This is a genomic window from Azovibrio sp. (assembly GCF_049658005.1).
Lineage (GTDB): Bacteria > Pseudomonadota > Gammaproteobacteria > Burkholderiales > Rhodocyclaceae > Azovibrio.
Map to the genome: position 1 here is coordinate 25,076 of NZ_JBASOH010000119.1, position 21,550 is coordinate 46,625.

17 protein-coding genes are annotated in these 21,550 nt (G+C 62.0%); 13 read left to right on the forward strand and 4 right to left on the reverse strand.

The window, feature by feature from the left end:
• The first annotated feature begins 122 nt into the window (after window positions 1-122).
• Complete coding sequence (locus WBH99_RS11145) at window positions 123-2,366, forward strand: NADP-dependent isocitrate dehydrogenase (RefSeq protein WP_424220163.1); 2,244 nt, start codon at window positions 123-125, stop codon at window positions 2,364-2,366.
• 87 nt (window positions 2,367-2,453) lie between these two features.
• Here the strand turns inward: WBH99_RS11145 and WBH99_RS11150 are convergent, their stop codons facing one another.
• The gene (locus WBH99_RS11150) at window positions 2,454-3,737 is read right to left on the reverse strand and encodes a bifunctional O-acetylhomoserine aminocarboxypropyltransferase/cysteine synthase (protein WP_424220164.1); all 1,284 of its coding nucleotides are present in this window, start codon (window positions 3,735-3,737) and stop codon (window positions 2,454-2,456) included.
• Between the two features lie 611 nt (window positions 3,738-4,348).
• On the opposite strand from WBH99_RS11150, the gene WBH99_RS11155 reads away from it, so the two are divergent.
• The 6 genes from WBH99_RS11155 to clpB all read left to right on the forward strand — a co-directional run bounded on the left by WBH99_RS11155 (window position 4,349) and on the right by clpB (window position 12,581).
• Complete coding sequence (locus WBH99_RS11155) at window positions 4,349-6,301, forward strand: ATP-dependent DNA helicase (protein WP_424220165.1); 1,953 nt, start codon at window positions 4,349-4,351, stop codon at window positions 6,299-6,301.
• Entirely contained in the window at window positions 6,289-7,599 is a 1,311-nt protein-coding gene (locus tag WBH99_RS11160; RefSeq protein ID WP_424220166.1) for a hypothetical protein, read from the forward strand. The genes WBH99_RS11155 and WBH99_RS11160 overlap by 13 nt, the downstream gene beginning before the upstream one ends.
• 145 nt (window positions 7,600-7,744) lie before the next feature.
• On the forward strand, window positions 7,745-8,968 hold the full coding sequence (gene glp, locus WBH99_RS11165; RefSeq protein ID WP_424220167.1) for a gephyrin-like molybdotransferase Glp: 1,224 nt from the start codon (window positions 7,745-7,747) through the stop codon (window positions 8,966-8,968).
• Complete coding sequence (gene moaD, locus WBH99_RS11170) at window positions 8,965-9,213, forward strand: molybdopterin converting factor subunit 1 (protein WP_424220168.1); 249 nt, start codon at window positions 8,965-8,967, stop codon at window positions 9,211-9,213. Before glp ends, moaD begins: the two co-directional genes overlap by 4 nt.
• A gap of 3 nt (window positions 9,214-9,216) precedes the next feature.
• The gene (gene moaE, locus WBH99_RS11175; RefSeq protein ID WP_424220169.1) at window positions 9,217-9,693 is read left to right on the forward strand and encodes a molybdopterin synthase catalytic subunit MoaE; all 477 of its coding nucleotides are present in this window, start codon (window positions 9,217-9,219) and stop codon (window positions 9,691-9,693) included.
• Between the two features lie 305 nt (window positions 9,694-9,998).
• A complete protein-coding gene (clpB, locus tag WBH99_RS11180; RefSeq protein ID WP_424220170.1) occupies window positions 9,999-12,581 on the forward strand; it encodes an ATP-dependent chaperone ClpB in 2,583 nt (860 codons plus the stop codon).
• Window positions 12,582-12,881: 300 nt separating this feature from the next.
• On the opposite strand, the gene WBH99_RS11185 is transcribed toward clpB, so the two are convergent.
• Entirely contained in the window at window positions 12,882-13,658 is a 777-nt protein-coding gene (locus WBH99_RS11185; RefSeq protein ID WP_424220187.1) for a sulfite exporter TauE/SafE family protein, read from the reverse strand.
• Window positions 13,659-13,826: 168 nt separating this feature from the next.
• On the reverse strand, window positions 13,827-14,267 hold the full coding sequence (gene queD, locus WBH99_RS11190; RefSeq protein WP_424220171.1) for a 6-carboxytetrahydropterin synthase QueD: 441 nt from the start codon (window positions 14,265-14,267) through the stop codon (window positions 13,827-13,829).
• Between the two features lie 315 nt (window positions 14,268-14,582).
• On the opposite strand from queD, the gene WBH99_RS11195 reads away from it, so the two are divergent.
• On the forward strand, window positions 14,583-15,215 hold the full coding sequence (locus WBH99_RS11195) for a radical SAM protein (RefSeq protein WP_424220172.1): 633 nt from the start codon (window positions 14,583-14,585) through the stop codon (window positions 15,213-15,215).
• A 22-nt stretch (window positions 15,216-15,237) separates the two neighbouring features.
• Here WBH99_RS11195 and WBH99_RS11200 read toward each other — a convergent pair whose 3' ends face one another.
• Window positions 15,238-15,543 (reverse strand): helix-turn-helix domain-containing protein, encoded by a 306-nt coding sequence (locus tag WBH99_RS11200; RefSeq protein ID WP_424220173.1) that lies wholly within the window; start codon window positions 15,541-15,543, stop codon window positions 15,238-15,240.
• 208 nt (window positions 15,544-15,751) lie between these two features.
• Here WBH99_RS11200 and WBH99_RS11205 point away from each other — a divergent pair, with 208 nt between their 5' ends.
• The 5 genes from WBH99_RS11205 (at window position 15,752) to WBH99_RS11225 (ending at window position 21,468) form a co-directional block, all read left to right on the forward strand.
• Window positions 15,752-16,972, forward strand: a complete 1,221-nt coding sequence (locus WBH99_RS11205) for an aspartate kinase (protein WP_424220174.1) — start codon at window positions 15,752-15,754, stop codon at window positions 16,970-16,972.
• Between the two features lie 179 nt (window positions 16,973-17,151).
• The gene (locus tag WBH99_RS11210; protein ID WP_424220175.1) at window positions 17,152-19,461 is read left to right on the forward strand and encodes a DNA translocase FtsK; all 2,310 of its coding nucleotides are present in this window, start codon (window positions 17,152-17,154) and stop codon (window positions 19,459-19,461) included.
• An 87-nt stretch (window positions 19,462-19,548) separates the two neighbouring features.
• Window positions 19,549-20,163, forward strand: coding sequence for an outer membrane lipoprotein chaperone LolA (lolA, locus tag WBH99_RS11215; RefSeq protein ID WP_424220176.1), 615 nt, complete (start codon window positions 19,549-19,551; stop codon window positions 20,161-20,163).
• Window positions 20,164-20,217: 54 nt separating this feature from the next.
• The gene (locus WBH99_RS11220; protein WP_424220177.1) at window positions 20,218-20,349 is read left to right on the forward strand and encodes a hypothetical protein; all 132 of its coding nucleotides are present in this window, start codon (window positions 20,218-20,220) and stop codon (window positions 20,347-20,349) included.
• A 402-nt stretch (window positions 20,350-20,751) separates the two neighbouring features.
• Window positions 20,752-21,468: a GntR family transcriptional regulator gene (locus WBH99_RS11225; protein ID WP_424220178.1), complete on the forward strand. Its 717-nt coding sequence runs from the start codon at window positions 20,752-20,754 to the stop codon at window positions 21,466-21,468.
• Window positions 21,469-21,550: the final 82 nt, after the last annotated feature.

The following is a 21,550-nucleotide window of genomic DNA, read 5'->3' on the forward strand; positions in this document are numbered from 1 at the left end:
GCCAGAGCGGGAGCGCAACCCGGAGTTGCAACCCGGAGTTGCAACCCGGAGTTGCAACCTGGAGTTGGTCTGGCCCGGATCAATCAATCAAAACCGAGTCAATCAAAACCGAGGGAATGTCAATGGCTTCAGGGAAATCCAAGATCATCTACACACTCACGGACGAAGCGCCGCTCCTGGCGACCTGTGCGTTCTTGCCGATCATCCGGACCTTCACGGGTCCCGCCGGCATCGAAATCGAGAAGGCGGACATTTCCGTTTCTGCTCGTGTTCTCGCCGAATTCCCTGAATATCTGACCGAAGCGCAGCGCGTTCCCAATACCTTGTCCGAACTGGGCAAGATGACCCTGGACCCCGACGTCAACATCATCAAGCTGCCCAACATCAGTGCTTCCCTGGCGCAGTTGAAGGCCTGCATCAAGGAACTGCAGGAGAAGGGCTACGCCATTCCCGACTATCCTGAAGCGCCTTCCAGTGACGAGGAAAAGGCCATCAAGGCCCGCTACGACAAGTGCCTGGGCTCTGCCGTGAATCCGGTGCTGCGCGAGGGGAATTCGGACCGTCGCGCGCCCCGGGCGGTAAAGGAATACGCCCGCCGCCATCCCCATGCCATGGGTGAATGGAAGCAGTGGTCCCAGACCCATGTTTCCCACATGAATGGCGGTGACTTCTACCACGGGGAAAAGTCGATGACCCTGGACAAGGCCCGCCGCGTGCGCATGGAGCTGATCGCCAGGGGCGGCAGGATCACCGTGCTCAAGCCCGAGACCCGGCTGCTGGAAGGCGAGATCATCGACTCCATGTTCATGAGCAAGAAGGCGCTCTGCGATTTTTATGAGCGGCAACTGGAAGACTGCCGCGAAGCCGGCATCCTCTTTTCCCTGCACGTCAAGGCCACCATGATGAAGGTGTCCCATCCCATCGTGTTTGGCCACTGCGTCAGGATCTACTACAAGGATGCCTTCGAGAAGCACGCCAAGACTTTTGCCGAACTGGGCGTCAATGTGAATAACGGCATGGTGGATCTGTACGAGAAGATCAAGACCCTGCCCGAATCCAAGCGCGACGAGATCATCCGCGACCTGCATGCCTGCCAGGAGCACCGGCCCCGTCTGGCCATGGTGGATTCGGCCAAGGGCATCACCAACTTCCATTCGCCCAACGACATCATCGTCGATGCCTCCATGCCGGCCATGATCCGCGCCGGCGGCAAGATGTGGGGGGCCGATGGCAAGCAGTACGATGCCAAGGCCGTCATGCCTGAATCCACCTTCGCCCGCATCTATCAGGAGATGATCAACTTCTGCAAGTGGCACGGCAATTTCGACCCCCGCACCATGGGAACCGTGCCCAACGTCGGTCTGATGGCCCAGCAGGCCGAGGAATATGGTTCCCATGACAAGACCTTCGAGATTCCCGAAGCGGGCATCGCCAACATCGTCGACATCGACACCGGGGAAGTGCTGCTGACCCAGAATGTGGAAGAGGGCGATATCTGGCGCATGTGCCAGGTCAAGGATGCGCCGATCCGCGACTGGGTGAAGTTGGCCGTGACCCGCGCCCGCAACTCCGGCATGCCCGCCGTGTTCTGGCTCGATCCCTATCGTCCGCATGAAAACGAGCTGATCAAGAAGGTCGAGAAGTATCTGGCCGAGCATGACACCACCGGTCTTGAAATCCACCTCATGTCCCAGGTGCGCGCCATGCGTTACACCCTGGAACGCGTCTTCCGCGGCCTCGACACCATCTCCGTCACCGGCAACATCCTGCGCGACTATTTGACCGACCTGTTCCCGATCATGGAACTGGGCACCTCCGCCAAGATGCTCTCGATCGTGCCCTTGATGGCAGGGGGCGGCATGTATGAAACCGGCGCTGGCGGTTCTGCCCCCAAGCATGTGCAGCAACTGGTCCAGGAAAACCACCTGCGCTGGGATTCCCTCGGCGAGTATCTGGCCTTGGCGGCCTCCCTGGAGGACCTCGGCATCAAGGTAGACAATCCGCGCGCCCGGCTGCTGGCCAAGACCCTCGATGCCGCCACCGGCAAGTTGCTCGATAACGACAAGTCTCCCTCTCCCAAGACCGGCGAGCTGGATAACCGCGGCTCCCAGTTCTATCTGGCCATGTACTGGGCCCAGGAACTGGCGGCCCAAAAGGAAGATGCCGAACTGGCCGCCCATTTCGCCAAGCTGGCAAAGACCCTCACCGAGAACGAAGCCCAGATCGTGGCCGAGATGAAGACGGTGCAGGGTAAGCCCGTGGATATCGGCGGCTATTACAAGGCCGATCCGGAAAAGTGCAAGGCGGTCATGCGCCCGAGCCCCACCTTCAATGCCGCGCTGAAATCGGTCCGGGCGGCAGCCTGAGCGGCTTTGCAGCAGGAAAAACGCCAGGGCGGCTGATCCCTGGCGTTTTTTTTACCCCTTGTTTTACCCCTTGGGCAGGGGCGGGTTTCAGGCTGCCTGGAGGGCCTGGTCGAGGTCGGCGATCAGGTCGTCGATGTGCTCGATGCCCACCGAGAGGCGGATCATGTCTTCCGAGACGCCGGCCGTGGCCAGTTCTTCCGGCGAGAGCTGGCGGTGGGTGGTGGAGGCCGGGTGGCAGGCGAGGGTCTTGCAATCGCCGATGTTGACCAGCCGGGTCACCAGTTTCAAGGCATCCTGGAACTTGCCGCCGCCTTCGCGGCCGCTGCAGTTGGTGCCCTTCACGCCGAAGTTGAGGATGCCGGACGCGCGTCCGCCCATGTACTTTTGCACCAGGGCGTGATCCTTGTGCTCGGGCAGGCCAGCGTAGTTTACCCAGCTCACCTTGGGGTGGTTCTCGAGGAAGCGGGCGATCTCGAGGGCGTTGTCGCAGATGCGTTCCATGCGCAGTGCCAGGGTTTCGATGCCCTGCAGGATCAAGAAGGCGTTGAAGGGGCTGATGGCGGCGCCCATGCTGCGCAGCGGCACGACCCGGGCGCGGCCGATGTAGGCGGCAGGGCCGAGCGCTTCGGTATAGACCACGCCGTGGTAGGAGACATCGGGTTCGTTCAGGCGCTTGAACTTTTGCTTATGCTCGGCCCAGGGGAATTTGCCGCTGTCGACGAGGATGCCGCCGAGGGAATTGCCGTGGCCGCCCAGGTATTTGGTCAGGGCATGCACGACGATGTCGGCGCCGTGTTCGAAGGGGCGGCACAGGTAGGGCGAGGGTACGGTGTTGTCGACGATGACCGGCACGCCATGACGGTGCGCCACTTCGGCGAGCTTCTCGAAATCGGTGATGTTGCCCAAGGGGTTGCCGACCGATTCGCAGAACACGGCCTTGGTTTTGGCGTCGATCAGCTTCTCGAAGGCTTCCGGGTCGCGGTAGTCGGCAAAGCGCACTTCGATGCCGTACTGGGGCAGGGTGTGGGCAAACAGGTTGTAGGTGCCGCCGTACAGGGTGCTGGAGGTGACGATGTTGTCGCCGGCCTCGGCGATGGTCTGGATGGCGTAGGTAATGGCGGCCATGCCCGAGGCCACCGCCAGGGCGGCGATACCGCCTTCCATGGCGGCGACGCGCTTTTCCAGCACGTCCTGGGTCGGGTTCATGATGCGGGTGTAGATGTTGCCCGGTACCTTCAGGTCGAACAGGTCGGCGCCATGCTGGGTGTTGTCGAAGGCATAGGAGGTGGTCTGGTAGATGGGCACCGCCACGGCCTTGGTCGTGGGATCGGGGGAATAGCCGCCATGCACGGCCAGGGTTTCGAGTTTCATGTCACTCCTCTGAGAGGCTGGTTTGGGAAAAATGAAAGTCTAGCAGGTGCAGGAAAACCGTTCAGATGGCTTGCCTATATCCATATCCATATCATCCCGAATCCGGCCGTTACCCCGTCGATGCGAGCGGCTCTGGCGGGAGCCAGGGCGGGGGCGGTCAGGTGATTTCCGCCACCCCTTCGTTTCGCCACCCCATCGTTTCGCCACCCCATCGTCCACGAACGCCTTCCAGCGCCTGGCCTGGGGCAACGGCTCCGCAACTGCGCTGACATGACGCAAGGCCGCCCGGATATGGGCGATGCGCGCCACCCGTTTGTCCACGGCGGCAGGCATCGGCGTCACGCTCCCCACCAATTGGGCACGAGCCTGGCCTGGCTTTGCGCTTGGCTCATGCGGGCTCAGGGCTCAGGGCATCGCCCCGCAGGCCCATGATATGGGCGTGACGTTTGTGTCCGGGGAGACGCCTGCAAATCCGTTGAAACGGGCTTCCATTCCAGCGTTGCGCGGCTTTACCTGAGTGCAACTGCCGGAAGCAGGATAAATACGCTCAGTCTTCCTGTGCCGCAGGTCTGATCTGCTAACATGCGGCCCACTTCCTGAAGGTGTTCGACGTGGATTCCCTGACTTCTGCTTTTTCTCCCGAAGGCCCTCTGGCCACCGCCATTCCCGGTTTTCATGTGCGTAGCCAGCAGGTGGAGATGGCGGCGCGCATCGCCGCGGCCATCCGGGAACAAAAGGTGTTCATCGCCGAAGCCGGCACCGGCACCGGCAAGACCTTTGCCTATCTGGTGCCGGCCCTGGCCTCGGGCGGCAAGGTGATCATTTCCACCGGCACCAAGACCCTGCAGGACCAACTCTTCAACAAGGACCTGCCCTTGGTGCGCCATGCCCTCAAGGCTCCGGTGCAGGTGGCGCTTTTGAAGGGGCGGGCCAACTATGTCTGCCACTATTACCTGCGCCGGGCGGTGGAGGAGGGGCGCTTTCACAGCCGCGAAGAAGTCAGCCACCTGGCGAAGATCCAGCGTTTTTTCAAGATCACCCGCACGGGCGACAAGGGCGAATGTGGCGACGTGCCCGAAAGCTCGCCGGTCTGGCATGCCGTCACTTCCACCCGCGACAACTGCCTCGGGCAGGAATGCCCGGACCACAAGGACTGCTTCGTCATGGCCGCGCGCCGCGAAGCCATGGAGGCGGATCTGGTGGTGGTCAATCACCACCTCTTCTTTGCTGACGTGATGCTGCGCGAGGAGAGCATGGCCGAACTCCTGCCCGCCTGTAATACGGTGATTTTCGACGAGGCGCACCAGTTGCCGGAAGTCGCCACCCTGTTCTTTGGCGACAATGTCTCCACCTCCCAGGTCATCGACCTGGTCCGGGATACTCAGGTGGAAGGGCTGGCCTCGGCCCGGGACTGCCTCGATTTGCAAAACTGCCTGCCCGGCCTGGAAAAGGCGGCGAAGGACTTGCGCCTGGCGGTAGGCATCGACAGCGGTCGCTTCTCGGCCCAGCAACTCGAAGAAAAACCCGGCTTCAAAGCCGCCCTCGAACAGGTGCGGCAGAGCCTGGAGGGCGTGGCGGCGATTCTAAAAACCCAGGCCCAGCGCTCCGAAGGGCTGGAAAAATGCTGGCAGCGGGCGATCGAACTGGCCCAGCGCTTCACCGCCTGGGGGGAGGGGGGCGGCGATGGCGTGGTGCGCTGGGGCGAAGCCTTCACCCATGCCCTGCAATTGAATGCCACCCCCTTGTCGGTCGCCGATATTTTCCAAAAGCAGATGGGCGGCCACCCCCGCGCCTGGATCTTTACTTCGGCGACCCTGGCCGTGCAGGGCAGGTTTGATCATTACCAGGCCGAACTGGGGCTCTGGCAGGCGGAAACCGGCTTCTGGGAAAGCCCCTTCGACTACGGCAGGCAGGCCATCCTCTATGTTCCCCAAGCCATGCCCGAACCCAATTCCTACGGCTATACGGACGCGGTGGTGGAAGCGGCCCTGCCGGTGCTGGCCGCCTGCGGCGGGGGCGCCTTCTTTTTGTGCACCAGCCTTAGAGCCATGCGCCGCACCCACGAATTGTTGCAGCAATTCGTCGAGGACCATGCCCGGCAAAGCGGGGAGCGGCTGCCCCTGTTCTTGCAAGGGGAGAGCGGCAAGAACGAATTGCTGGAACGCTTTCGCGCGGCCGGCAACGGCATTCTGGTCGGCAGCCAGAGTTTCTGGGAAGGGGTGGATGTGCGCGGCGAGGCCCTTTCTCTGGTGGTCATCGACAAGCTGCCGTTTGCCCCGCCCGACGACCCGGTGCTTTCGGCCCGGATCGAGGAAATGAACCGGGCCGGGCGCAATGCCTTCGTCGAATACCAGCTGCCCCGGGCCGTGATCAACGTCAAGCAGGGGGCCGGGCGGCTGATCCGCACCGAGGCCGATCGAGGCGTGTTGATGATCTGCGACCCGCGCCTCATCACCAAGCCTTATGGCAAGCGCGTCTGGCGCAGCCTGCCGCCCATGAAGCGCACCCGGGAACTGGCGGTGGTGCTCGATTTCTTTCGCTCGCCGTCGCCATGCACGAACTGATCGCCTCCCTGCCGGACGATAGCTGCGCGGCCGCGACCCGTCTCAATCGGGAATGCCTTTGCCTGGCCACCGACCACGCCGCCCTGGAACGGGCCCTCAAAACCTGCGCCGGGCTCGATTACCCGGCCCTGCGCCAGAGCCACCCCCATCTCTTTTCCGATACCGTGGTGTTCGTGGGCGAAGCCTGCCTGCGGCGCATGGCGGACCTCATCGCCGCCATCGAAACCGTGGTCGCCCTGCCGGCCTATCAGGCCGCGGTGCTGGCCTGGGCGCCGCCCATCGCCCGCTTCGATCCGGGGCATCCCGGCGTGTTCCTGGGTTATGACTTTCACCTCGACCCGGATGGGCCGCGCCTGATCGAAATCAACACCAATGCCGGCGGCGGCCTCCTCAATGCCCATCTGGCCCGGGCCCAGCAGGAATGCTGCGGCCCCCTCACGGCGCTCCTCGGCCTGCGACCGCCCCATCCGGACCCGGAAGAGGCCTTCATCGCCATGTTCCGAGAGGAATGGCGGCGGGCCAAAGGCAGCCAGCCCCTGGAGCGCATTGCCATCGTCGATACCGACCCGGCCCAGCAGTACCTGGCGCCGGAATTCGAACTTTTCCGCCAGCGCTTCGTGGCGGCCGGCATCGACGCCTGCATTGCCGACCCGGCCGAACTCTCCTGGGATGGCCGGCGCCTGATGCACGCCCGGGGGCCGGTGGATCTCGTCTATAACCGCCTTACCGATTTCGCCCTGGAAGCGGCCACCCACGCCCAGCTCAAAGCCGCCTATCTCGCCGGGGCGGTCCTGCTCACGCCCCATCCCCGCGCCCATGCCCTTTATGCCGACAAGCGCAATCTGGTGCTGCTCACCGACCCGGACTGGCTCGCCGCCGCCGGGGTGGCGCCGTCCACGCAAGCGCAACTGCTGGCCGCCATTCCCCGCACCCTGGCGGTGACGGCAGAGGCCGCCGAGCGCTTCTGGCAAAGCCGGCGGCAGTGGTTCTTCAAGCCGGCCGCAGGCTTTGGCAGCCGCGCCGCCTACCGCGGCGACAAACTCACCAAGCGGGTGTTCGAGGCTATCCTCGCCGGCAACTACGTCGCCCAGGCCCTGGTGCCGCCCTCCGAGCGCCGCCTGCAGGTGGGGGAGGAGTTTGCCGATCTCAAACTCGACCTGCGCAACTATGTCTATCAGGGCCGGGTCCAGTTGGTGGCGGCCCGGCTCTACCAGGGCCAGACCACCAATTTCCGCACCCCCGGCGGCGGTTTTGCGGCCGTGCTGGAAGTGCCCGAGGGCAGGGCGGAGTCTCGATGATGGCCGCCATCGCCCGTCCCCCGGGTTTTGCCAAGCCCGGCAGGTCGGTCTTTTCGGCGCATGGCTCGTTCTGGCTTTGCCACCGCCAAGCCCTTGCCACCTCCCCCCTTGCCATCCCCTTTTTGCCACGGGAGAAATCTTGTCCATGTTGAGTTATCCAGAAGCCCTGGCGCGCCTGCTTGCGGCGGCCGTCCCGGTGTCGGAAATCTGTACCCAGCCGCTCTTTGCCGCCACCGGCCGGGTGCTCGCCCAGCCGCAGTTTTCCCGCGTCGCCGTGCCCTCCCTCGATAATTCCGCCATGGATGGCTATGCCGTCCGGGCCGCCGACGTCAGTGCTCCCGGCATTTGCCTGCCGGTGACGCAGCGCCTGCCCGCCGGTTGTGTCGGCCAAGCCCTGCAACCCGGTAGCGCCGCCCGCATCTTTACCGGCGCCCCGCTGCCGCCGGGCGCCGATGCAGTGGTGATGCAGGAACTGTGCGAACCCGGCGCAGACGGGGTGATCCTCCGGCATGTCCCGAAGGTGGGGGAGAACATCCGCCGCCGTGGCGAGGACATGCAAGAGGGCGAGGAAATCCTTGCGGCCGGCACCCTGCTGCGGCCCCAGGAGATTTCCCTTGCCGCCTCGGCGGGCCTGGCCGAACTGCCGGTGCGGCGCCGTCTCGAGGTGGCGGTGTTGTCGACCGGCGATGAACTCGTCGAACCCGGCCAGCCCCTGCCGCCCGGCGGGGTCTATGACGCCAACCCGTTCGCCCTCGTCGGCCTGCTCAAAAGCCTGGGCTGCGAAGTGCGTGCCCCTCTTCGCATCCCCGATGATCTCGAGGCCACCCGCGCCGCCCTTTGCCAGGCGGCCGCCGAAAACGACTTGATCCTCACCAGCGGCGGCGTCTCGGTGGGGGAGGAAGACCATGTCAAGCGCGCGGTGCAGGCCGAGGGTCGCCTCGACCTCTGGCGGGTGGCGATCAAGCCCGGCAAGCCCCTCGCTCTGGGCCGCCTGCGCCGCCCCGAAACCGCGGCCGGGCCAGGCGGGATGGCCTGGTTCATCGGCCTGCCGGGCAATCCGGTATCGGCCTTCGTCTCCTTCCTGGTGCTGGTGCGGCCCTTCATCCAGCGCCTGCAGGGCAGGACCGTGCGGCCCTTGCAAGCCTACCGCCTGCCCGCCGCCTGGCGCTGGAGCGAGGCTAGCCCGCTGCACGAATTCCTGCGGGTTCGCCGGGATGCGGAGGGCCGCCTGGAAGCTTTCCCGAATCAGGGCTCGGGCGTACTGAGTTCCCTGGTCTGGAGCGAGGGGCTCGCCATCAAGCCGCCCCATGCCTGCATCGAGCCGGGCGATCTGGTCGATTTTTTGCCTTTTGCGGAGTTGCTCTCATGAGTGTGCGCATCCTTTATTTCGCCAGCTTGCGGGAACGCCTCGGTAAGCGCGAGGAAATCCTCGACCTGCCGGAGGGCCTGGGCACGGTCGAAGAGTTGATCGTCTGGCTCGCCAGCGAGGGGCGCGCAGCCCTGCGCGAAGTGCCCAGCCTGCGCTTTGCCGTGAATCAGGAAATGGCCCGGGCAAGCGACCCGGTGCTGGATGGCGACGAAGTGGCCTTCTTTCCGCCGGTCACGGGCGGCTAGACGATGCCGGTCCGGGTCCAGCTCGAAGATTTCGACCTTTCTGCCGAAGTGGCGGCGCTCCGGGCTGCCGATCCCCGCATCGGGGCCGTGGCCGCCTTCATCGGCCTCGTGCGCGAGGTCAATGCAGGTAGCCAGGTGTCCGGAATGTTCCTGGAACACTATCCAGGCATGACCGAAAAGGCGCTCATGGCCATCATCGCCGAAGCCCGGGCGCGCTGGGCGCTGTTCGATGCCCTGGTGATCCACCGGGTCGGGCCGCTCAGGCCCACGGACCCGATCGTGCTCGTCGCCGTCACCTCCGCCCACCGAGGCGAAGCCTTTGCCGCCTGCGAATTCATCATGGACGCCCTGAAAACCCGGGCGCCGTTCTGGAAACGGGAAGAGACCCCCGCCGGCCATCGCTGGGTGGACGCCCGTGCGGGCGACGCCAAGGCCGCCGCGCGCTGGAGCGGCGAGTCCGATCCGGGACCCAAAGCCTGAGCCGCAAAGCCTGAGCCAGAACCCCCCGCGGTTTTTACTTCGGCGTTACCCGCGTGACCTGGACGTCACTTCGGGACGTAATTTCGGGACGTAACTTCGGGACGTAACTTCGGGACGTAGCTTCGGGACGTAGCTTCGGGACGTGACTTCGGCGCGGCCGCGTCTGCATGAACCCGGCCGGACGCGGCCAGTCCGGGCATGGCGCCGGGGCCGGGGATTTCCCGGCCGGCGGCCCAAAGCGAAAACTTGAAATGTCAGGGAGTGTCCCCATCTCCAGGCCGAAGCCCCCAAAAAAGGAATCCATCATGCGTCTCGACAAGCTCACCACCATCTTCCAGCAGGCCCTGGCCGACGCTCAAAGCCTGGCCATCCGCAACGATCAGCAATTCATCGAGCCCACCCACCTGCTCCTGGCCCTGCTCAATCAGGAAGACGGCGGCAGCGCCTCCCTGCTGGCCCGGGCCGGGGTCAATGTGCCCGGTCTCAAGGCGGACCTGGAAGCCGCCATCAAGCGCCTGCCCCAGGTTTCCGGCCACGGCGGCGAGGTCAGCATCGGCCGCGAGCTGGGCAACCTGCTCAACCTGACCGAGAAGGAAGCCCAGAAGCGGGGCGACCAGTTCATTGCCTCGGAAATGTTCCTGCTGGCCCTCACCGAAGACAAGGGCGATGCCGCCCGTCTCGCCAAGCAGCACGGGCTTTCCCGCCGTGCCCTGGAAACCGCGGTGAATGCGGTGCGCGGCGGGCAGGCCGTGGATAACCAGGAGGCCGAAGGCCAGCGGGAATCCCTGAAGAAATACTGCATCGACCTCACCGAACGGGCCCGTCAGGGCAAGCTCGACCCGGTGATCGGCCGGGACGACGAAATCCGCCGCGCCATCCAGATTCTGCAACGCCGCACCAAGAACAATCCGGTGTTGATCGGTGAACCCGGGGTGGGCAAGACCGCCATCGTCGAAGGCCTGGCCCAGCGCATCGTCAATGATGAAGTGCCCGAGTCCTTGAAAGGCAAGCGGGTGCTGACGTTGGACATGGCCGGCCTGCTCGCCGGCGCCAAGTATCGCGGCGAATTCGAGGAGCGTTTGAAGGCCGTATTGAAGGAGATTGCCCAGGAAGAAGGCCGCATCATCCTCTTCATCGATGAAATCCACACCATGGTGGGCGCCGGCAAGGCCGAGGGTGCCATCGATGCGGGCAACATGCTCAAACCCGCGCTGGCCCGGGGCGAGCTGCACTGCATCGGCGCCACCACCCTGGACGAATACCGCAAATACATCGAGAAGGACGCCGCTCTGGAGCGCCGCTTCCAGAAGGTGCTGGTCGATGAACCTTCCGTGGAATCCACCATCGCCATCCTGCGCGGCCTGCAGGAGCGCTACGAACTGCACCATGGCGTCGAGATTACCGACCCGGCCATCGTCGCCGCGGCCGAACTTTCGCACCGCTACATCACCGACCGCTTTCTGCCGGACAAGGCCATCGACCTGATCGATGAGGCCGCCGCCCGCATCAAGATGGAAATCGATTCCAAGCCCGAGGTGATGGACAAGCTCGACCGGCGCATCATCCAGCTCAAGATCGAGCGGGAAGCCGTGAAGAAGGAAAAGGACGAGGCCTCGAAGAAGCGCCTGGCCCTGATCGAGGAAGAAATCGCCAAGCTGACCAAGGAATACTCGGACCTCGAAGAAATCTGGAAGGCCGAGAAGGCCCAGGTCCAGGGCGCCGCCCACATCAAGGAAGAAATCGAGAAGGTGCGCCTGCAGATGGCCGAGCTGCAACGCCAGGGCGCCTTCGACAAGCTCGCCGAACTGCAGTACGGCAAGCTGCCCCAGCTCGAGGCGCAGCTCAAGGCTGCGGAAAAGAGCGGGGGCGGGGAATCCAGACAGTACAAGCTCCTGCGCACCCAGGTCGGCGCCGAGGAAATTGCCGAGGTGGTGAGCCGCGCCACCGGCATCCCGGTCTCCAAGATGATGCAGGGCGAGCGGGATAAATTACTGAAGATGGAAGAACGCCTGCACGAGCGGGTGGTGGGCCAGGACGAGGCCGTGCGCCTCGTGTCCGATGCCATCCGCCGTTCCCGGGCCGGGCTTTCCGACCCGAACCGGCCATATGGCTCCTTCCTGTTCCTCGGCCCCACGGGCGTCGGCAAGACCGAACTGTGCAAGGCCCTGGCCGAGTTCCTGTTTGATTCCGAGGAACACATGATCCGCATCGACATGAGCGAGTTCATGGAGAAACACTCCGTCGCCCGCCTGATCGGCGCCCCTCCGGGCTATGTCGGCTACGAGGAAGGCGGCACCCTGACCGAGGCCGTGCGCAGGAAGCCCTATAGTGTCATCTTGCTCGATGAGGTGGAAAAGGCCCACCCGGACGTGTTCAACGTGCTCTTGCAGGTGCTCGACGACGGCCGCATGACCGACGGCCAGGGCCGCACCGTGGACTTCAAGAACACCGTGGTCGTCATGACCAGCAACCTCGGTAGCCAGATGATCCAGCAGATGGCCGGCGACGATTACCAGGTGGTGAAGCTGGCGGTGATGGGCGAGGTGAAGAGTTACTTCCGGCCCGAGTTCGTCAATCGCATCGACGAGGTCGTGGTGTTCCACAGCCTGGACGAGAAGCAGATCCGCAACATCGCCCGGATTCAGCTCGGCTATCTGGAAAAGCGGGTGCAGCAACTCGAAATGCAGCTCCGGGTGGAAGACAGCGCCCTGGACGAACTGGCCAAGGCTGGCTTCGATCCCGTCTTTGGCGCCCGTCCTTTGAAGCGCGCCATCCAGCAGCACATCGAGAATCCGCTTGCCAAGCAGATCCTCGAAGGCAAGTTCGGGCCCAAGGACACCATCGTGGTGAGTTGCGAAGGCGGGGTGATGCGGTTTGCACAGGGCTGATCTGCTCAATCGAGTCCCGAGTCCGTGTTCCTGATGCGGTGTTGCTGATGCAGCGGTAGCGCTTACGCAGGAGGGGGATGGAGGTGGGTGCAGCCAAGCCTGCCCTGCTGGGGAAGGTCCATCACCGCCTGCGGATGCTGGCCGTGGCCGATGAAGTTCTGGCTACCGCAGGTAAGGCAGGCGGTCGGCCGACCTTAACAATAAGAAAACCCCCGGCAGTAGCGCTGCGCGGGGGTTGGTTTTGCCTGTTCGGCCATGGCGGCACAGATCAAGTTGTCAGCCCGAGCTTCGATGTGTGGCTCAGGTGAGCAGCAATTTGCTGCCAATCAAAACCAGCATTACGCCGAGGAGGCGCCGCAGGATGTGTTCGGGTATCCGGGTGGACAGATGGCTGCCGATATAAATCCCGGGGAGGGAGCCCAGCAGGAGCGCGCCCAGCAAGTTCCAGTCGACACTGCCCAGCCACCAGTGCCCCAGCCCCGCTGTCAGGGTCAGGGGAACCGCGTGAGCCACATCCGACCCCACGATTTTGACCGGGGACAGTTTGGGGTAAAGGAAAAACAGGGCCGCAACGCCCAGGGCGCCTGCGCCTACCGAGGAAATGGAGACCAGGACGCCCAGCAGGATGCCGACCATTACCGTGATTTTGTCCAGGTGCCTGGAGCGCCAGGCCGCGTTTTCATGTTGGATGGCGTATTGCTGTACGCGGCGGCCGTAGAACAGTGCCAGTGAAGTGAGCAGCAGCGCGATCCCGAGAATGAACGCGATCACATCGGTCAGCTGCTCGCTGCGCCTGGGCAGCCGTGAGAGGGCGTAGAGGGTGAGGGCGGAGGCAGGGAGGCTGCCCAGCGCCAGCAATCCGGTGAGTCGCCATTCGACATGACCTTTGCGGCCATGAACGACAGTTCCGCCTCCTTTGGTGATGGCCGCGTACAGGAGGTCGGTGCCCACTGCGGTCGCCGGGCTGATCCCGAACAGGATGACCAGCAGGGGGGTCATCAGTGATCCACCGCCCACCCCGGTCAATCCAACGACAACGCCTACGGTAAAGCCAGAGAGGGTGTACAGCCAGTCCATGACGCGCTTGATCCTGAATTTGTCTGCACGCATGGTAACAAGGGCTGTGTATTCCTATATAGAATGATGACTTAAATGAATATGCTTGAATCGAATAAGCTGTACGGGGGAATCCGGGTCTCTGTACCTGGATGTCATTCCATCATGCTGCCTGCCATCGCCCGGAAATCACGCCTCTACATCTGCCCAGCAGTTGGGGGTTTCGTAGAGGCGGATTTTCTGGAGTCGCAGCTGCTTGCCGTAGCAGTTCTGGTAGGCGGGGCGGAGCCGATCGAAGGCGATCTGCGCCAGGTTTTCCGCAGTGGGGATCCGGTCCAGCTTGACGGTTTTGTGGCCAGGCAGGGTGGCAAGGAAGTCGACCACGGATTGGTCTCCGGCGTAGACCAGGAAAGCGTGATCCCATTGGTCGACCAATTCGGCTTTGGCAATGGACTTGATGTCGGAAAAATCCATGATCATGCCATTGGAGGAATCTCCCGCCGTCTCGATGACTTCACCTGCGAGGGTGATTTCGATAAGGTATCGGTGTCCATGCAGGTTGCGGCATTGGCTTTTGTGATCTGGAATCCGGTGTCCTGCGTCGAATTCCAGCCGGCGGGTGATCAGCATGTTCATTCCGGGTCGAAAGGTCCGGGGTCGAAAGGTCCGGGGTCGAAAAGCGATGAATTATAACACCCACTTCTTCCTCCCATGAATTCAGGGAACTGCATGACAAATCAGATCTTGAGTGTGATGGATCATCGCCGGGATGGTGCGGGATTGGTGTATGTCTATCCCGTTGTTTCCCGCCGGGCCGCCGGTCTTTCCATCGGCATCAATCTGAATGTAAACCGGGCTTGCAACTGGGCTTGTGTGTATTGCCAGGTGGAGGGGCTGAGCAAGGGGGGGCCACCTCCGGTGGATCCGGGTCTGCTTGAGCGTGAATTGGCCGGTTTTCTGGAGCAGGTTCTGGTGGGAGACTATCTCTCCCGCCATGTACCCGAGGCCTGTCGCCGTCTTGCCGACATTGCTTTTTCTGGAGACGGGGAGCCGACGAGTGCCCGTGAATTTCCTGAAGTGCTCCAGGTGTCGGCCCGTGTGATGGAGTCGTTCGGGATACTCGGCAAACTCCCGGTGCGCCTCATCACCAATGGCAGTTTCATGCACCGGGACGAAGTGAAGCGGGGGTTGATGAACCTGGCTGCCATGGCGGGAGAGGTCTGGTTCAAGGTGGACCGGGGCGATCCTGAAGGCATGCTGAGCATCAATCAAAGCAGAATCCCCGTTGAGCGGGTAGTGGCCAATTTACGGGATTGTGCCGAAAGGGTGCCGACCTGGGTGCAAAGCTGCTGGTTTGCCTGGGATGGACAGGCGCCTGGAAAGGAAGCACGGCAGGCGTATCTGGAATTGCTGAGCCAGGTCGCCGACGTGGTAAAAGGGGTTCATCTCTATGGCTTGGCGCGTCCTTCACAGCAGCCTGAGGCAGGTCGGCTGGGCAGGCTTTCCGGAGCGGAGCTGGAGAATTGGGGAAGATGCATCGAAAAAGAAACAGGCATCAGCGTGGTGGTGTCACCCTGATGCCTGTTCATCATCCGCCATGTCAGGCGGCTGCTTTCATTTTGCTGCGGGCGGACTTTTTCAGGGACTTGAAGAGCTCGGCTTCGTGTTCTTTCATGTATTCCAGCACTTCAAAGTCTTCGCGCTTGATCCGCTGAATGTCGATTTGCTCGACATGGACCAGACGCAGCAGTTCGCGGACGGGTTTGGGCATGTTGCGACCGCTTTCATAACGGGAGCCGCCGCTCTGGGTGACGCCGATTCTGGACCAGAATTGCTGCTGATTGAGGCCCAGCTTGCGACGAATCTCGCGCGGGTCGATCTTTTCCAGGGTCTTGATGTTGCTCATGTTTTTCCTCTCGTGGGTCAAGTGCCATGAATCTTGGCTTTGTCTGCATATATAACTAAAGTCATATGGCTCGAAGTATATACACTCGTTGGACATAATTGCAAGCGGCATGTTCAATTTTTTTGACGTAACAGAACGTTTCCTTGTTTTCGACCATGCGCTAGAATTCCCAGGTTTTCCTGCACGAATGTCATGATTGGATAGCGGAATGGCTTTGATTGTTCAAAAATACGGCGGCACTTCGATGGGAAGCCCCGAGCGCATCAAGAATGTTGCCAGGCGGGTTGCACGGTTCCAGGCTCAGGGGCACCAGGTGGTGGTGGTGGTTTCCGCCATGAGCGGAGAGACCAATCGTCTCATTGCCCTGGCCAGGGAAATTCAGGCCGATCCCGACCCGCGGGAACTGGATGTGGTGATTTCCACCGGTGAGCAGGTCGCCATTGGCCTGCTGTGCATGGCCTTGAAGGATGCCGGTTTGAAAGCCAGGAGCTATACCGGCGGGCAGGTTCGCATCCTGACCGACGATGCTTTCAACAAGGCACGCATCTTGTCCATCGACGAAGCCGACATCCGTGCCGATCTGGATTCCGGTCATGTCGTGGTGGTGGCGGGTTTCCAGGGCGTGGACGAGGCCGGCAACATCACCACCCTGGGACGGGGCGGCTCCGACACCACGGGTGTGGCACTGGCGGCTGCGCTCAAGGCCGATGAGTGCCAGATCTATACCGATGTGGATGGCGTCTACACCACCGATCCCCGTATTGTCCCCGAGGCCAGAAAGCTGGATACGGTCACCTTCGAGGAAATGCTTGAAATGGCCAGCCTGGGATCGAAGGTGCTGCAGATCCGCTCGGTTGAGTTTGCGGGCAAGTACAAGGTCAAATTGCGAGTCCTGTCCAGCTTCCAGGATGAAGGGGAGGGGACGCTGATTACTGTTGAGGAAGGCAAAAAAATGGAACAACCGATTATCTCCGGCATCGCTTTCAACCGTGATGAGGCCAAGCTGACGGTGCTGGGCGTGCCTGATCGTCCAGGGGTTGCCTACCAGGTGCTGGGCCCCATCGCGGATGCCAATATCGATGTGGACATGATCATTCAGAACGTGGGTCATGATGGTTCCACCGATTTTTCCTTTACCGTGAACCGTTCCGAATTCGAGAAGGCCAAAGCTGTTCTGGAAAGTGTGCGCCAACACATCGGTGCCCGGGAAATCATCGGGGACAACAGGATCTGCAAGGTATCTGCCGTGGGTGTCGGCATGCGCTCCCATCCCGGGGTTGCCAGCCAGATGTTCCGTGCCCTGGCCGAGGAAGGCATCAACATCCAGATGATTTCCACCTCTGAAATCAAGATTTCCGTGGTGCTCGATGAAAAGTACCTGGAACTTGCCGTGCGCGTGCTGCACAAGTCTTTTGATCTGGACAAGTAAAGGTAAGGGTAAGTCCCGGAGTTGAAAGCCAATCCTGCGCGATTGGCTTTTTTCATAGGCTGGAGATTTTCATGATAAGCTTTACAATCCAGATCTAAGCTGATGAAATATAAGCGTAAGCATCTGTTCGACCACACGGATCAGTCGTTTGAATAGATCAAAATTTCCGGAATCACCCCATGGCTGCATCTTCCCGACGACTGGAAAAACCCAGTCCCCTGCCTGAAAAAATTGGCGTCCTGCTGCAGGAATCGCGCTGGCTGGTGATCGGTGCCTTGGCCCTGTTTCTCGCACTTTCCCTGTGGGGTTACCACCCGGGTGATCCGGGGTGGTCGCATGCGGTCGGCGCTGCGGGGTTGCAGAACCCGGCGGGCCGGGCCGGCGCCTGGATTTCCGATTTGCTGTTGTTTCTTTTTGGCTTTTCTGCCTGGTGGTGGATCGTCCTGTTGCTGATGTTCGTCTGGTGGGGCTATCGGCATCTGAATGGACTAGGAGAGGAGAAGGGCGCCGATCGTCGCCCGCTCTATATCGCCATGGCCGGGTTCCTGCTGCTGCTGTCTGCCAGCTCCGCCCTGGAATCCTTGCGTTTCCATTCTCATCAGGGCCGTCTGCCCATGGCACCGGGCGGCATGCTGGGGGTGGAAGTGGGAGGCGCGCTTGGGGCCAGCATGGGTCATACCGGCGCCACCCTGTTGCTGCTGGCGGCCATGGCGGTGGGCTGGAGCGTGTTTTCCGGCATGTCCTGGCTGTGGTTCTTCGAGCGCCTGGGGGCTGGGCTGGAATCTGCTTGTCAAGGAGTGTTGGGTGTTTACGAACGGTGGCAGGACAAGCGTATCGGCCGGGAAGTGGCCCAGCAACGGGAAGCGGTGGTGGAGGTCGAGAAGAAACGGGTGGAGTTCCAGGAGCCGGTCTTCATCGAGCCGCCAGCCCCCATGGAAGTTGTCATCTCGCCCAAGGCAGAGCGACGCATCGAACGGGAAAAACAGGCCACCCTGTTTCCGGAGGAGGCCATCGGTGGGCGGTTGCCACCCCTGCATCTGCTCGACCCGGCGCCGCCGCACATGGAATCAGTGGCCGCCGATACCCTGGAATTCACTTCGCGCCTGATCGAACGCAAGCTGGCCGACTTCGGCGTTCTGGTGAAGGTGCTGGCAGCCCTGCCCGGGCCGGTGGTCACCCGCTACGAGATCGAGCCGGCAACCGGGGTCAAGGGCGCCCAGATCGTCAATCTGGCGCGCGACCTGGCCCGGGCGCTGGCCCTGATTTCGGTGCGGGTGGTGGAAACCGTGCCGGGCAAGTCCTGCATGGCTCTGGAACTGCCCAACCCGCGCCGCCAGACCGTGAAACTGGCCGAGATCATTTCCAGCAAACCCTGGAATGACATGAACAGCCCGCTGACCGTGACCCTGGGCAAGGACATCGGCGGCCAGCCCGTGGTGGCCGACCTGGCCAGGATGCCCCACCTGCTGGTGGCCGGCACCACCGGTTCCGGCAAGTCCGTGGGGGTCAACGCCATGATCCTGTCGCTGCTCTACAAGGCCGAACCGGAAACCGTGCGCCTCATCCTGATCGACCCCAAGATGCTGGAACTGTCGATCTACGAGGGCATTCCCCATCTGCTCGCCCCGGTGGTCACCGACATGCGCCAGGCCGCCAACGCCCTGAACTGGTGCGTGGGCGAAATGGAAAAGCGTTACAAGCTCATGAGTGCCATGGGGGTGCGCAACCTGGCCGGTTACAATGTCAAGATCCGCGAGGCGGAAAAAAAGGGTGAGCACATTCCCAATCCTCTTTCCCTGACCCCGGAAGCCCCTGAACCCCTCACCGTGCTGCCTCATATCGTCGTGGTCATCGACGAACTGGCGGACCTGATGATGGTGGTCGGCAAGAAGGTGGAAGAACTCATCGCCCGCCTGGCCCAAAAGGCCCGCGCCGCCGGCCTGCACCTGATCCTGGCGACCCAGCGTCCCAGCGTCGATGTCATCACCGGCCTGATCAAGGCCAACATCCCCACCCGGATTTCCTTTCAGGTCTCCAGCAAGATCGACTCCCGCACCATTCTCGACCAGATGGGCGCCGAGGCCTTGCTGGGTCAGGGCGACATGCTCTACCTGGCGCCAGGCACAGGCTACCCGACCCGGGTACACGGCGCCTTTGTGACGGATGATGAAGTGCACCGGGTGGTGGAATACCTTAAAGAAACCGGCACGCCCGATTACATCGAAGACATCCTTTCCGGCTCCCTCGATGATGAAGGCAGCGGTCATGGCGAGGAGGGGGGCGATGCCGAGAATGATCCCCTCTACGATCAGGCCGTGGAGATCGTTCTGAAAAGCCGCCGTGCTTCCATCTCCCTCGTGCAGCGCAATCTGCGCATCGGCTACAACCGGGCTTCCCGCCTGATCGAATCCATGGAACAGGCCGGCCTGGTATCCGCCATGGATGGGCGGGGCGGGCGCGAGGTGCTGGCCCGCAAGGAAGAGGAATGAGCCGCCCCTGCCAGGTCACAAATGAATGCAGTTTTTTTGCGCCGGGTTTGGCAAACCGGGCCCCATCTTGCCCATGAGATTTCAACCATGAAGCGTCGCCTGTTCCTGCTGGCCGCCCTCTGTTGCCCCCTGCTGGCCCAGGCCGGGGCAGTGGATTTCCTGAAGCAGTTTCTTGACAATACCCAGAGCTTCCGTGCCGGATTTTCCCAGTCCGTCCTCTCCAGAAGCGGGCGCAAACCGCAGCAATCCACTGGCAAACTGGCCTTCCTGAAACCCGGCAAGTTTCGCTGGGAAGTGGAGCAGCCTTACCCTCAGCTGATGGTGGGAGATGGCAAGAAAGTCTGGATTCACGACCCGGAACTCGAACAGGTCACCGTCAAGAAAATGGACCAGGCCCTGGGCGCCACTCCTGCCGCGCTCCTCTCCGGCAGCAGCGACACCCTGAAGAACTTCAGCCTCAGCGAAGGCGGTAACAGCGATGGCCTGGACTGGGTCGAAGCCAGGCCCAAAAATCAGGAAGCCAGCTTCGACCGGGTGCGCCTCGGTTTCACCCCGGACGGAAAACTGCAAGCCATGGAAATGTTCGATAACTTCGGCCAGACCACCACCTTGCGTTTCCACCAGGCCGAAAGCAACCCCGCCTTGCCCCTCAGCCTGTTCCAATTCACCCCGCCCAAGGGCGCCGACGTGATCGGTGAATGAGCCTCGAAGTGAGGCACGCCCATGGCCTGCCGTGGGTAGGCCCGATGGCGCGCCTTGCTGCCAATTGCGAGCTTCAGGACCTTTCCCACGGCGAAATCGACGCCCGGCTTGGGCGCTCCGGCGGCGGTAGCCGTGGAACGCTGCCTCGCCCGCCTGGATGACGCCATCGCCCGCCGCCTGCGCTGAAGACGGCATCGAGCCTCTTGCAAACCCCACTGCAAACCCCACTGCAAACCCCTTTACCGGTCTGATTTTTTCGCATCGAGAGGCGAAATCGGAGGGGGGCAGATTCGGGCATACCCATTTTGGGCATGATGAGTTTGCTGAATGCTCGAGCGCATCCCCATCACTGCGAAATTCTCGAACCGGCAACGATGCCTTGCCGCTGCAAACAGCGGAAAAAATCCGTCAAATCAGCCCGGGAAACCGGATGGATTCGGACGCTGGCACCTGGAAATGATTGGGCTTTGATTGACACCGACAGGCGGCTGGATGACCCGCTGAATTTGTGCACTGCAGCTTGCAGCATCGCAAAAAATCGATTATCTTTAATCAAACGAGTTTAATTTTTCACCCGAAGGGTAAATCATGAGCCTGGCACTGGAACTGGATGGCCCCGAAAGCAGCAGAGCAGCCGGACCCAAGAAGCCGCGCAGCCTGACCGAGGCGGTATTGCACAAGCTGCGGACCGAAATCGTGCAAGGAGTTCTGGCCGCCGGATCGAAGCTGCTGATCGATGATCTCCAGCGTCGCTATGACGTGAGTGGCGGGACTGTTTGTGAGGCGCTGAGTCTTCTTGTTTCCGATGGGCTAGTGCAGACGAAGGCGCAGCGGGGGTTTTTCGTAATGCCCATGTCATTGGATGACTTGGGCGACCTGACTCGTGCCCGTATTGCGCTGGAGTGTGAAGCGGTCCGTGAAAGTGTGAAAAACGGAGGGAGCGGATGGGAAGACAATCTGCGCGCGGCTTACCTCAGCCTCACAGAGCTTGACGAGCAAGTCATGCGTGATCCGGAGGGGCAATTTGACCGGTGGGAGATTGCCAACCGCAACTTTCACCGCGCCCTGATCGCTGCTGATTCGTCTAACTGGACGTACAAATTTCTGGCGGTACTGAACATTCATCTGGAGCGCTACCGGCGCCTGAGCTCCGTCCATACCTTGCCGGACCGGGACGTTCTCGCTGAACACGAAGTGATCTTCCAGAGCGCCATGGAGCGTGATGCCGACCGCTGCGCCCAACTGCTGCGCGAGCATATCGGGACGTCGGCAGCCGTGATCCGTAAATTTTCATTGATCCGGTGATGCGCCTGCACCGGATGATTCTGATAGGCGCACCTAATGACCTTCATCGATGTTAAATAGAGGAGACTCAAATATTATGAAT

Excerpts from the sequence above, each read along its gene's own strand:
- WBH99_RS11145 (WP_424220163.1), top strand. The coding sequence starts at position 123 with ATGGCTTCAGGGAAATCCAAGATCATCTACACACTCACGGACGAAGCG.
- WBH99_RS11150 (WP_424220164.1), bottom strand. The coding sequence starts at position 3,737 with ATGAAACTCGAAACCCTGGCCGTGCATGGCGGCTATTCCCCCGATCCC.
- WBH99_RS11160 (WP_424220166.1), top strand. The coding sequence starts at position 6,289 with ATGCACGAACTGATCGCCTCCCTGCCGGACGATAGCTGCGCGGCCGCG.
- glp (WP_424220167.1), top strand. The coding sequence starts at position 7,745 with ATGTTGAGTTATCCAGAAGCCCTGGCGCGCCTGCTTGCGGCGGCCGTC.
- moaD (WP_424220168.1), top strand. The coding sequence starts at position 8,965 with ATGAGTGTGCGCATCCTTTATTTCGCCAGCTTGCGGGAACGCCTCGGT.
- moaE (WP_424220169.1), top strand. The coding sequence starts at position 9,217 with ATGCCGGTCCGGGTCCAGCTCGAAGATTTCGACCTTTCTGCCGAAGTG.
- clpB (WP_424220170.1), top strand. The coding sequence starts at position 9,999 with ATGCGTCTCGACAAGCTCACCACCATCTTCCAGCAGGCCCTGGCCGAC.
- WBH99_RS11185 (WP_424220187.1), bottom strand. The coding sequence starts at position 13,658 with ATGGACTGGCTGTACACCCTCTCTGGCTTTACCGTAGGCGTTGTCGTT.
- queD (WP_424220171.1), bottom strand. The coding sequence starts at position 14,267 with ATGCTGATCACCCGCCGGCTGGAATTCGACGCAGGACACCGGATTCCA.
- WBH99_RS11200 (WP_424220173.1), bottom strand. The coding sequence starts at position 15,543 with ATGAGCAACATCAAGACCCTGGAAAAGATCGACCCGCGCGAGATTCGT.
- WBH99_RS11205 (WP_424220174.1), top strand. The coding sequence starts at position 15,752 with ATGGCTTTGATTGTTCAAAAATACGGCGGCACTTCGATGGGAAGCCCC.
- WBH99_RS11210 (WP_424220175.1), top strand. The coding sequence starts at position 17,152 with ATGGCTGCATCTTCCCGACGACTGGAAAAACCCAGTCCCCTGCCTGAA.
- lolA (WP_424220176.1), top strand. The coding sequence starts at position 19,549 with ATGAAGCGTCGCCTGTTCCTGCTGGCCGCCCTCTGTTGCCCCCTGCTG.
- WBH99_RS11225 (WP_424220178.1), top strand. The coding sequence starts at position 20,752 with ATGAGCCTGGCACTGGAACTGGATGGCCCCGAAAGCAGCAGAGCAGCC.